The 13,014-nt window shown below is 29.4% G+C and carries 9 protein-coding genes and 1 pseudogene; all 10 read right to left on the reverse strand.

Annotated elements, in window-relative coordinates; translation table 11 throughout:
• Positions 1–121: 121 nt before the first annotated feature.
• A complete protein-coding gene (ltrA, locus tag NQ543_RS09790) occupies positions 122–1,420 on the reverse strand; it encodes a group II intron reverse transcriptase/maturase (RefSeq protein ID WP_004609541.1) in 1,299 nt (432 codons plus the stop codon).
• Between the two features lie 583 nt (positions 1,421–2,003).
• Positions 2,004–3,131, reverse strand: a pseudogene (locus NQ543_RS09795) (IS256 family transposase).
• A 532-nt stretch (positions 3,132–3,663) separates the two neighbouring features.
• Positions 3,664–4,128, reverse strand: a complete 465-nt coding sequence (locus tag NQ543_RS09800) for a hypothetical protein (RefSeq protein ID WP_004609537.1) — start codon at positions 4,126–4,128, stop codon at positions 3,664–3,666.
• Positions 4,129–4,150: 22 nt separating this feature from the next.
• Positions 4,151–4,495, reverse strand: a complete 345-nt coding sequence (locus NQ543_RS09805) for a hypothetical protein (protein WP_004609536.1) — start codon at positions 4,493–4,495, stop codon at positions 4,151–4,153.
• On the reverse strand, positions 4,467–5,120 hold the full coding sequence (locus NQ543_RS09810; protein WP_004609535.1) for a sporulation protein YunB: 654 nt from the start codon (positions 5,118–5,120) through the stop codon (positions 4,467–4,469). The genes NQ543_RS09805 and NQ543_RS09810 overlap by 29 nt, the downstream gene beginning before the upstream one ends.
• Before the next feature lie 30 nt (positions 5,121–5,150).
• Positions 5,151–7,730, reverse strand: coding sequence for a cation-translocating P-type ATPase (locus NQ543_RS09815; protein WP_004609534.1), 2,580 nt, complete (start codon positions 7,728–7,730; stop codon positions 5,151–5,153).
• A 329-nt stretch (positions 7,731–8,059) separates the two neighbouring features.
• Complete coding sequence (locus tag NQ543_RS09820) at positions 8,060–8,761, reverse strand: prepilin peptidase (protein WP_004609532.1); 702 nt, start codon at positions 8,759–8,761, stop codon at positions 8,060–8,062.
• A gap of 117 nt (positions 8,762–8,878) precedes the next feature.
• Positions 8,879–10,249, reverse strand: a complete 1,371-nt coding sequence (locus NQ543_RS09825; RefSeq protein WP_004609531.1) for a sodium-dependent transporter — start codon at positions 10,247–10,249, stop codon at positions 8,879–8,881.
• A gap of 94 nt (positions 10,250–10,343) precedes the next feature.
• A complete protein-coding gene (locus NQ543_RS09830; RefSeq protein ID WP_039903966.1) occupies positions 10,344–11,147 on the reverse strand; it encodes a hypothetical protein in 804 nt (267 codons plus the stop codon).
• 160 nt (positions 11,148–11,307) lie between these two features.
• Entirely contained in the window at positions 11,308–13,014 is a 1,707-nt protein-coding gene (locus NQ543_RS09835) for a class I mannose-6-phosphate isomerase (RefSeq protein ID WP_004609529.1), read from the reverse strand.

Below are 13,014 nucleotides of genomic sequence, written 5' to 3' on the forward strand. Positions count from 1 at the left end.
GATAGATATTCAAGAGTGCATAAGTTGATTTAAATAGAGTAGAGGGAAAATGAATTATTTTTCGCCCCTCTCATTGAACCGTACGTACGGGTCTCGTATACGGCTCTACATTTATATCGAATCACAAACTCTTAAGATAGTATTCAAGGGGATTGACTAAACCAGGTCTTTCTCCTTTTTGTATAGCTAGAATTTTGGGAGATATGATGAAGTTGACAACATTTTGTCCACTTCTTCTGTACCATCCTAATCTTGTGTTAGCACATTTATAGATGGTTTCCTCATCGAAATTACATTTACATGCCTTGTTTAATTTCATCAGATTTCTATAAATTGTTGTTGGTATTTTCCATTGTTTGATAATGACACATCGTATTTTATGACGTAGCCATTGTCCAAATTCATCGAGAAATAATTTAATGCTCCCTATTCTAAAGTAGTTTATCCAACCTCTTACAATCTGATTTACCTTTGTAAATGTAATGGATAGAGGTGTCGAAACGGCATGTCTTCTTGATAAAATTATTTTTATCTTTTCATACAAGCGTTTCTTTCTATCTTTAGTAGGTGTGCATTTCCAATGTTCTCCATTCTTGTAGAATGCAAATCCTAAAAATTGTCCTTTCATTGGACGTACGACTTTTGTCTTCGTTGCACTAACTTTCAAGAATAGTTTTCTTTCTAGCCATGTTGTCACTGATTTCATTACACGATTTGCACTCATTTCACTTTTAACGAAGATGATACAATCATCAGCATAACGTACAAATCTCAATCCCCTTGACTCCAGTTCTTTATCAAATTTATCTAAATAAATATTTGATAAAACAACACTAATAGGCCCACCTTGTGGTGTTCCTGTAGTTGTACTCTTTATTAAACCTTTATCAAGAACTCCCGCTCTTAAATATGCACGTATTAAATGTAATGTTTTACTATCATTGACATGCTCTCTTAAGATTGAAATTAATTTATCATGATTTACTGTATCAAAGAACTTCTCAATATCTAAATCAACAATCCATTCATAACCTTCATTTAAGTAATACAATACTTCCTCCATAGCCATGTGAGCACTACGTTTTGGACGAAAACCATAACTGTGTTCACTAAAAATTGGTTCATAAACTTCAGTAAGAACTTGTAACATTGCTTGTTGTATTACTCTATCGACAACGGTAGGTATTCCCAATGGTCTTTGTTTACCATTCGGTTTAGGGATATAAACACGTTTAACTGGCATTGGGCGATATTTTTTGTTCATTATTTGGTGAACAACTTCATCTCTGTATTGACTAAACCATTGTTCGACCTCATGAACTGTCATTTTATCTACACCCGGTGCTCCTTTATTTTGTCTGACTCTTTTGATTGCGATTTGTAAGTTCTTTTCACTTATAATCTTTTCCATTAATTCCATTTGCTGCTCCTCCTTCTATTCGTAAATATATTTGAAATCATCCCAAGTACTTTTACCATCTATGGTTACGTTCCATAGTTCTAGGCTATCCTCCTATTCGGACTATTCAAACATTGCTTATAGTGATTTGCACTCTATAAACGTTTCAGTCCTTCGGCATTTCTACCTACTATGACTTCATCTGATTTCTTATGGTAAACCTTTTTCGACCGAGGGTACTATCACTGATTTTAAAGTATACTAGGCTTCCTCGTCCATAAGACCTCCCGGGGTAATTCATGAATCCTATTTCTTTCACAACGTCTTGATTTACTGTCTTGGTTCTACGTTTACCTTTTGGACTTTAGTTTGTTGCGCAACCTTATCCACCATTTAGCCTCATCAAGTTTCTGTTCGTACGCTCGAAAGAATCGCTACACCACTTCCTTCACCCATGACATCACTATCAACGGCTTGTGGTTCACTACACTTGGCGGTAACTACCTATGGTTGGTTTATCTCCAACTGAATTCATGCCATGCCCGGCACACGCACACATAGGCCAACAAAAATGTTGGCCTTTCAAATACTCTAAATTATCAGTTTATAATGTAAGATAATGATCAATTCTCGTCTTAAATTTATCATCAATCATTAATTGATTAAGTACCATCGACCAATTAGGTACATGTCCTTTTTCCCATTTATTATTTAATTCTTTTATACGTAAATAAAGAAGTTTAAATAATGCATTTTCATTTGCAAATGTTCCTTTTTTCGTTACTTTTCTAAAACTTGAATTCACCGCTTCAATCGCATTCGTTGTATACATGATTTTTCTTACTGAACTGCCATAATTGAAAAGTTGTTCGACGTATTTAAAATTTCTGACCCAGACATCTACAGCACCTGGATATTGTCCCCATTCATTCTGGAATGATTCAAATGCAGTCTGTGCTGCTTTTAAACTCGATGCAGAGTAGACGCGTTTGATAGATGCAGTAAACTTTTTATAATCTTTAGATGGAACATATTTAATTGAGTTTCTAATTAGATGTACAATACATCGCTGTACAACCACTTTAGGGAAGATTGCCTTAGCTCCTTCTTCTAATCCAGATACACCATCCATAGAAATAAAGAATACATCTTCTAAGCCTCTGGCCTTTAATTCATCAAAGATCTGCATCCATTGATTCTTACTTTCTGTAGGAGATAACCATAATCCTAACACTTCTTTATTCTCTTCAAAATCATAGCCTAGGATGACATATACTGCACATTGATTAATTTCGTAATCCTGTTTAAGTGAAACATACATACAATCTACAAATAAGAATGGATAGCACTTTTTAAGAGGTCTATTCTTCCAGTTCTGGTAATATTGTATCAGTAATATCTGATATCATTTCATGGGATACTGAAAAGCCATAGATATCTTCTATGGTTTTAGAGATGTCTATTTGAGACATTCCTCTTGCATACATCGCCAGTACTTTTCCTTCAATAGCTGATACACCTTTTTTCTTTTAGGAATCAGTATCGGCTCAAATGATCCATCTCTATCTCTAGGTGATTCTATTTCAATTTCACCTTGAAGCATTGATTCAAATAAAGGTCCAAATAAATCTTTGAGAGTGTCATTCATGTCTTCAACCGATTCAGGGTTGTAAGCTTCAAGAATGGCTTGGGCAAGTGCGACTTTCTTAGGATCACGTTTAATTCTAGCCATGTTCATATCCTTCTTTCCTCCAAATTATACCATAGTTATAATAAAAACTGTGCTTGTCAGGCCGCGCGCTCCTGACTTACACAGTTAATTTTACACTCTCAAATTTTAATTAAGTGTCCAACAAATTGGGTTCACTTCATATCGGTGTTCCATAATCTACTTGCGATATTCAATTTTTCATCTATTCAATACTGATGTGCTGTACCATGATCTTTGCAAATCTGGGATTTCTAACGTATCAAGGCTCATTCAATCGTAGTAATTTGAAGTATTTCAATCCTTGAATATGCTGATAAATACAGTGTTTTAGCGGACAATCAGATTTTTAGTTGTTTTTTCCTACGATCATATTCTTAGTATAAAACTAATATCAATTTCATCAATTGTATAAACTGGCTTATGCTTTATTAACTGATAATCAATATTTAAATTATCTAACCTAGTTAATACCTTTTCAATCATTCCATAACAGCACCTCTTTTAAATCATAACTAAATAGTAAACATTATGTCTTTTGATGTCAATGTTCTAACTAGGCTATTCGTGGAAATTTTACATAATTATTCAATAAATCAATAGCTATAATAAGTCGTTGTCTTTCATAATAAATATTTTGATACATTAATAACAGTTTCTTTTTAATCTGCAAATCATTACAATCCTCATTTATAGCTAACGCCATAAATTCACTAGGGAACAATAAACGAGCATATAAATATATTATTTCACTACTACTAAGATTTCCCCTTTTAATATAATTATCTAGTTGTTCTATATCAATTATTCCCTTTTTATAACTGCTTGTAAGATCTTTTATTCGCGAAGCAAAAATAAGATTATTAGGATTACACAAATCTTCATAACAATTATTAAAATAAAAGTGTTCAACTCCTAAATGAAACACTTCCTCATTAATCATATTTAAAATACTAATAGCGGTTTCCCCTAAAATAAAACAAGATAATAAAATGTTCAAAATGACTAATTCTTGAAGCATAGTTTCCTAATTTGCTTTTAGCCTAATCTAAAATTGTACACCAGCTCTCTTTTATTTTTATAATTTCGATAGTTTTATTAATCAACTGTAAAGACAGATTAATAAAACTATCAAGATGATACTCTTCTATTTGATAAGTATACAACATATAATCCATAGAAACTGGATGATTAAAACAATTCATTACTAGCCGAAACCCATTCAACCCTAGTGCATTAACATAATAAGGATAATAATTAGTAAAATTATTAACTTTATTAAAATAATATAATTGCCCTTGATATTCAAAATAATCAATTTCTTTATCTAAAGAAATTGATAAAAACGTTGCAAAATATCTAGTTTTGATACCAATTTGGCACCTCACCTTCTATTACTTCCATCACAAGTGGATAATCATATTCATGTGAAAATTCTTCATTATAAAAAGGAAATAACACCATCAATCTAATCTTAATAACAATCTTTAACGAAACCATAACATGATTAACACCATAGTTTTCTATATTTTCTTCAACTGTACTAGTAATGGCACTAATGGTTTTATATTTAAGATTTATCTTTGGTCCAACATTAGCCAAAAACGGATTATCAGTTAAAAGACCTAATCTAATAGTTGCAATTACCCCTCCATCATCACTCATTTGCTGCAATTTATTTTGATAAAACGAATTATCTTCTTTTTGATAGGTACCTGCTTCAATTGAATAAAAAAGATCCTCTAACTGATTCACTAATTTTGCTCCAAGACTTGAAGCATAATTAGTATTAAAATTAATAGCGACGATTTCATCACCATTACGGCTTATTGCAATTAAATCATCATGTTCTAATTCTACTGGAAATGGTGTATTATTGATGATCATCTGACAAAAACGATTGACTTCTTTACTGGCAATAGTTTTTAACGCTGGCGTAATACTAATACAAACTAATTGAATTATAATTGCCAAGACTATTATTATAATCAATGATATATATCGTTTTTTCATTTAATCACCAATATATTATACTATGATAAATTAAAAATTATGTCTAGAAGCTATCATCTTATAAAACTGGATAATAATACTAGGTAATGTTGCAAAAATAAAAATCATCGCTAATTGTCTTAACGTTAATTCACTAATAGAAAAAAATGAATGAAAATTAGGTGAAATAAGAATCCAGATTAGTAGAAGTCCTCCCATTAAAAATGCTAGTAAACTATAATAATTTAACGGTAATTTTATTAGTGGTAAATCACTACGACAATTAAAACCATGTAATAATCGTGCTAAACATAGAGTTCCAAAAGCCATCGACGAAGCTGTTAATTCATTATTTCGAAGTCCCATAAAATAACTCAACATCGTAAAAATACTAATGATTAAACCTTCAAAACCGACTTGTAAAATTGTTTCTTTATTCAATAAAGATTTATTGATATTCCGTGGTTTTTGCTTTAGAATTTCTTCATTTCCTTTTTCCATCCCAATTGCAATTGCCGGTAAAGAATCAGTTATTAAATTAATAAATAGTAGATGAACCGGTAAAAAAGGCGTCGGTAAGATTAAAAATGAAGTTACTAATACACAGATAATCGCTGATAAATTACCTGACAATAGATAAATAATTGCATTTTTTATATTAGTATAAACAATTCGTCCCGTCATTATTGCGTTAACGATAGTAGCAAAATTATCATCAGTTAAAACCATACTTGCCCCATCTTTAGCAACTTCACTTCCTGTAATCCCCATCGCTACCCCAACATCACTTTGTTTTAAAGCTGGTGCATCATTTACTCCATCACCGGTCATAGCAACAACTTTTCCACTTTTTTGCCACGCTTTAACAATTCTAATCTTATGTTCAGGAGCAACACGCGCATAAACAGAAATTTGTGGCAAATAAGCATATAGCTGATTATCAGTCATTTTATCTAATTGTTTACCGTCTAGACATTTATCCCCGGGTTTGTATATTCCAATTTGCATAGCGATACTGCAAGCTGTCGTTGCATGATCTCCAGTAATCATAATTGGTTTTATTCCAGCACTAATACAATCTTGAACTGCTTGAAAACTTTCAGGCCGTGGTGGATCTATTAAAGCAACTAATCCGATAAAAACTAAATCGTATTCATCTTGAATCGTCAAAGTATTACGATAAAATTTTTTATAAGCAAAGCCTAATACCCTTTTCCCCTCACTAGCTAGAAAATCATTTTGCTCTAAAATTTTCTTTTTATCTCGATTAGTTAAAATCTCTTTATAACCATCATTTAAAATAGTCTTACAACGATTTAATAAAACATCAGGTGCCCCTTTAGTATATAAATGATTATTCGAAGCAACACTCATTAATTTTCGTGATGAATCAAAAGGAAGTTCTAAACGACGCTTTGTTTTTAAATCATAATCATGATTAAAACAATAATTATGATAGGCTTCTAACAAAGCAATTTCTGTAGGATCACCAATATTTTTACCATTTGAAATTGATGCATTATTACAGATTACAAAAGACTTCAATAAAATATTATGATTATATTCACGATGATTCAACTCACTAATTTTAATTCTTCGATCACGAGTATATATGTCAGTAGCTTCCATTTTATTCTGTGTTAATGTTCCTGTTTTATCAGAACAAATAACCGATATACACCCTAAACTTTCTACTGCATTTAAATTCTTTATAATCGCATTTTCTTGAGCCATTTTTTGCGTAGAGATAGATAATACAATCGTTACAATTGACCCTAAGGCCTCGGGAATAGCTGCCACAGCTAGAGCAACAGCCACCATTAAAGCATCTAATAACTGTTCTTTAGCAAACAAAACATCCATCACTAAAACAAAAATACAAATAACTATGATTCCAATTGATAATCTTAATGAAAATTCATCTAAAGACTTTTGTAAAGGAGTTTTTCTTTGCTTAGTTTCATTAAGCATAGTTGCTATTTTACCAATTTGGGTATTCATGCCTATTTTAGTTACAACATAGCTGCCACTTCCATTTGTAACTAAACTACCCGAAAACACCATATTATTCATATCAGCAATTGAACATTCATGATGTAAAGGTAAAGTTTGTTTTTCGACACTTTCTGATTCTCCAGTTAATGCACTTTCATTTATCGTTAAGTTATTAGCTTCTATTAAACGACCGTCACCAGAAATCACATCTCCTGCTACAATAACGACAATATCGCCTATTGTTAATTCATTTGCTGGTATTTCCATTTTCTTTCCTGAACGGATTACTTTAACTTTAGGAATTGACAATTTCTTTAAACTATTTAGTGATTTTTGCGCTTTCACGCTTTGTATTGTCCCTAATATAGCATTTATAGTAATTACTACAATAATTACTAACGTACTTTCAATTTCGCCAGTAAACGCGGATATCAAAGCTGCAACAATTAAAATAATTACTAAAAGATCTTTAAACTGGTCAATAAATATTGAAAACACACTCGGTTGTTTACTTGCAATAATTTCATTTTTACCATATTTTTGCATTCTAATTAACGCTTCTTTTGGACTAAGGCCCTGGTCATTTACTGATAATTCATGCTGTACTTGACTAAAAGTTTTTTGATAAGCTTCCATTATATCCTCCTTACTATATCCTTAAATTAAAATATATAAAAAAGAGAATAAAAAAAATGTTAAAATATAATACTATCACTAAATTTTAAGGCGCTTTAATTTAAAATGGGGTGAACGACCTCCATTAATTTTTGTTGAGGTTTTCGTTTCACCCTTTAATTTTGTTTGGGGTCACCTTGTTGACTACTCTTTTTACTTTAAAAACAATAGAAATTATTAAAAAAGCAAACATAAAAGATAATTTATCAAAAAAGAAAATATTTGATTATAAATAAAACTTAAAAAATTAAAAGCTTAAAAACTATCAAAAATGATAGCTTTTAAGCTTTTTAATACATATACCACATAATTATTTGATTTCCATAAAATAACAATATAACAATTCCCACAACCAAAAAAGGAGCAAAAGCAATATGTTTTTTAACATCCACTTTTTTGAATATCAATAAATAACTTACATATAATCCTGCAATAATAACTCCTAAACAAAAAGCTAAAATATTTCTTTTAATTCCTAACAAAATTCCTGAAACAAACATCAATTCAATATCACCGAAGCCAAAACTATCAGGAATAAAGAAATTAAAAATAAACATAGTTAGACTTATTAATAGTGCTGCAATAGCACTTTCAACAAAATTCATACCTATTAAATATCTATATGTAATAACTAAGACTAATAAAGACAAAATCGTCGATAAATAAATATCCATTGTATTATAATCAATTATTGCTATTACAATTAAATTCATCACTATCAAAAATATCAAAATCATCTTAAATGATAAACCAAAATGATAAAAACAAAAAATCATCAAACATCCACCAAAACATTCAAATACCAAATGATTAATTGAAATTTTATGATGACAATATCGACATTTCCCTTTTAATAATAAATAGCTAACTATTGGAATCAAATCATACCAAAATAATTTATGATAACAATTTTCACAATAACTTCGTCCTTTATAAATAGCAATTTGTCTTGGCATTCGATATATTAAAGCATTCGCAAAACTTGCAATCACACTTCCTATAATGAATAGATAAATAATAATAATCACCTCAATATCAATTATTAAAATTTATCACTTCTTATTATCGTCACTTTAAGTATACAATCTTATAAAATAATTTTCAAACAATTACATAAACAACTTTTCCCATAAACCACTAATAAAAATAAAAACTACAATAACTGGTAATATCCAACTAACATAAAATTTAGTTTTTTCAGGAAATTTAATTCCTTTACCAGCATTAGCTTCACTAATAAAATTTTTCCAACCCCAACCAATCTTTTTAGTACAGAAAAATAAAAACACTAGTGAACCAAATGGCATAATTACATTTGATACAAGAAAATCTAATAAATCTAACACTGCACTACCAGGTCCAAAAGGTTGAAAACCAGATAAAACACTAAAACCAATTGCACATGGAATACTTCCAATTACGATGATAATAAAATTAACAATAACACTTTTCTTTCTTGACCAAGATAATAAATCAATTGAAAAAGAAACAATATTTTCAAATACAGCAATAATTGTCGATAATGCTGCAAAATTCATAAAAATAAAAAATAACGTTCCCCAAATTCTACCATTATCCATAACATTAAAAATATTTGGTAACGTAACAAATACTAACCCTGGTCCACTTCCAGCATCAACACCAAAAGACATACATGCTGGAAAAATAATAAAACCAGCCATTACCGCAACAAAAGTATCTAAAGCTAAAACTCTCAATCCTTCTCCGGTTAAAGAATGATCACGATCAATATAGCTACCAAAAATAGCCATTCCACCCATTCCGACACTTAAAGTAAAAAATGCTTGTCCCATGGCAGCATATATTGCATTAAAGATTCCATTTTCCTTTAAAGCATTGAAATCTGGAATTAAGTAAAACTCAACTCCTTTCATTGCCCCACTTAAACTAAGTGATTTAATAACTAATAAAATCATTACACCAAGTAATAATCCCATCATTACTTTAGTAATTTTTTCAACTCCACGTTGTAATCCAAGAACACAAATCAAACATCCTATTACTACAACTAAAATCATCCAAAAAATACTAGCCATTGGATCAGCTTGTAAATCTGTAAATACTTTACCAACTTCTACTGTAGTTAACCCCGTAAAATCTCCCTTTAACATTTTAACAAAATAAGCTAACATCCATCCTGAAATAGTAGTATAAAACATTACTAATAAATAATTTCCAATCATCGCTACATAAGAAAACCAATGCCATTTTTGTCCTTTTTTTTCTAATAATTGAAAACTTTGAGCAATACTTTTTTTCGAAGCACGCCCTACTGAATATTCCATAACAATAATTGGCAGACCTAATACAATTAAGAAAAATAAGTATACAAGTACAAATGCACCGCCACCATATTCTCCTACCATATATGGAAAACGCCAGATATTTCCTAGCCCGATTGCACATCCTGCTGATAATAAAATAAAGCCTAGACGTGAAGATAATTTTTCTCTTTTCATAAATTGTCTCCTTTTTTCACACAATCACTAATTCTATATGAATCTACTAAATTCGTCAATTAATAATTATATTTCACTTTCTAAGCAAATTATTCTATATAATAATTTTATTAATTAAAATATTTGTTCTTTTTTCAATCCATTTATTTACAATTCTAAGATATTGATAATATTTTATTATATCATTTACTGTAAATTTATTTGTTTTATGAATTTCAAAATTCAATAATTCACTAGAAATTATTCTTTTATCAACATCATCAAACAACCCATCTAAATCAAGTTTTTCAATATTATTATCAAACCACTTATAATAATTATTATTTACATCATTAAATATATCTTTTAAAAACCACTCTATTCGATCATTATAAACCCACTTACTCCCTTTTATTTGATTATATTTATTATCTGCAACAGGCATATAATTACCTAAAGTATGTGTATTTTTCGCAAATCTTTCAAGTTCATTAAATAAAACATTAAAATCTTTGATTTTAATATTATTTTTCCTACAAAATTTACTAATATTTTCATTACTAAAAATATCATCAAAATAAATCAATAACCAAGCATAATTAATTGCTTGTAAATTATATAATTTTAAAAACATATTTAAATATGTTTTCATTGAAAAAATACAATCAAAATATCGTTTATTAACATCAACACATTCTTTATACCACCCTAATTTTAAAATAACATCTGATTTTTTTAATATCATATCTGCATCTTTTCTTTGAAACAATTGATAACGAAGCCATTTTTTTAAATTAGGATAATTTTCATTTCTAATATCTTTTAAAACCAATCCATCTAATAAAATATCTTTAAAATCACATCTACCAATAATTTCATCATCTTTAATATTTTTTACATTATATAAATTTAATTTCATTATTTTAACCATCCATAAAGCATATCACTAAAATTATAACGCTCTAGATAATTTGAATAAAACAATTATCTTAAATACATTATACATCTTTTAAAAATACTATTAACTATTATAACAAAAAAAGCCTGCTTTATAATAAAGCTAGCTTTCTTTTATTATTTTAATTTCTAACAAAAGCTTTAATAAAGATTATCTTTTCATTATCAACAGGTCTAATTGTATATTTACCTATTGCACTAGGGATAACAAACGTTTCTGCATAATGAACAACAAATGGCTCAAATGCATGATTTGGACTTTCGACAAGTGCTTCTTTACCATCTACTAAATTTAACATGTGAACGCCTTCTTGACAATCATGATAAGTTATTGTAGATGTAGTAAATCTTCTCGTTTCGATAAATTCTAATTCGTGTAAACCAGTTTTTTCTTCTAAATAATCACCATCACAAATAACTTGAATGTTATTAATAAGCTGTTTTTCTACCCAACTAGTTGTGCGATTTTGTTGAATATTTTTAATACCGTCATCAAGATGGATTGGTCGAGGTAACCCATCTAACCCTAACCTATTCCAATCCCAAAGTTTAAAAGTAAAAATATATGGAGTTGCACTTATTTCTAAAACCATACACCCCGATGACGAACAATGAACAGTTCCTGCGGGAATTAAAAAGTGATCATGTTTTTTAGCAGGAAAATAATTTATATATTTATCCGCATCAAAAATGCGCTTTCCATCTTGAGCTAATTTTAAATCATCAACCATTTCATTAAAATTTATACTTTCTTTAAGCCCTAAATAGACACCTCCATCATCAGCATCTAATATATAATAACTTTCATCTTGAGTATAAGTCATTCCAAAATGGGACTTAATATATTCCATTAAAGGATGTACTTGTAAACTTAAATTTTGTCCTTCAATTGTATCCAAAAAATCAAACCTAATTGGAAACTCTGCTCCAAAACGACAATAATTTTTCATTCCTAATAATTCTATTGGTAAATACAATACAAGATCCATTGCTGGTATTTCTATACGGGTATCATTGTAACGTAAATATAAACTATTTTCTTCAAAAACACCATCAAAACTCCAAGCATAATTTTTTTCATGCGGATCTAAATTACAATGTTCTTTCATCCATTGCCCGCCCCAAACACCTGGATCAAAATATGGTACTAATCTAAATGGTTGTTTAACAAGCTGCTTTAATCCTTCTCTTAATGCTAAACCCGTTATCATTTTAGGATGCCCTTTTTCATTACTATCAATTATATAATCAATACTATTAAACATTTTTATTTTATGTTTATCACTAATTCGCCATTCTATAAAATAACCACGTTTTACCTTTTTTAAAATATCTTCATCAAAATTATCACATTTAAAATTTGGCATTCCTTGTCGATACCGTAGCTGAATTTCCCAACGTGCTAAATCACAATAAATATATAAATCACCTGTACTAATTAATCCAGCTCCAACACCATAAATTAAAATCTTTTTATCTTTACTAGCTAATAATTTCTTTGTTTCTACTAATTTATCGTGATCAACAAAATCTTCCATAACACCATAATACATTACTCCCCTTACTCGATCATCCGTAAGGTTCGATTTCATTTTGTCATTAAGTATCTTACTATCATAAAAAATATCTTCACTTTTAATAGTGATTTCCGGTTGATATATGTTTTTAATTAATCTAAATATTTCATCATCAACCCCTGGATAACAGTCTACAACTATACAATGTAGATCTTTATATTTTAATAATTCTTGATAAATTGCTTGTTCATCATTAAAAACTTCATGATCATAGCCAATTATTTTTGTTTCTGGAAAACGGTCATAACTCAT

Origin of the sequence: Thomasclavelia spiroformis DSM 1552 (assembly GCF_025149465.1) — a bacterium.
In the GTDB taxonomy this organism is placed as follows: Bacteria; Bacillota_I; Bacilli_A; order Erysipelotrichales; family Coprobacillaceae; genus Thomasclavelia; species Thomasclavelia spiroformis.

Bases quoted from the DNA above. Each gene is read 5' to 3' on its own strand.
- NQ543_RS09835 (WP_004609529.1), bottom strand. From the start codon at position 13,014: ATGAGTTATGACCGTTTTCCAGAAACAAAAATAATTGGCTATGATCAT.
- NQ543_RS09825 (WP_004609531.1), bottom strand. From the start codon at position 10,249: ATGAAAAGAGAAAAATTATCTTCACGTCTAGGCTTTATTTTATTATCA.
- NQ543_RS09800 (WP_004609537.1), bottom strand. From the start codon at position 4,128: ATGCTTCAAGAATTAGTCATTTTGAACATTTTATTATCTTGTTTTATT.
- NQ543_RS09815 (WP_004609534.1), bottom strand. From the start codon at position 7,730: ATGGAAGCTTATCAAAAAACTTTTAGTCAAGTACAGCATGAATTATCA.
- NQ543_RS09830 (WP_039903966.1), bottom strand. From the start codon at position 11,147: ATGAAATTAAATTTATATAATGTAAAAAATATTAAAGATGATGAAATT.
- ltrA (WP_004609541.1), bottom strand. From the start codon at position 1,420: ATGGAATTAATGGAAAAGATTATAAGTGAAAAGAACTTACAAATCGCA.
- NQ543_RS09810 (WP_004609535.1), bottom strand. From the start codon at position 5,120: ATGAAAAAACGATATATATCATTGATTATAATAATAGTCTTGGCAATT.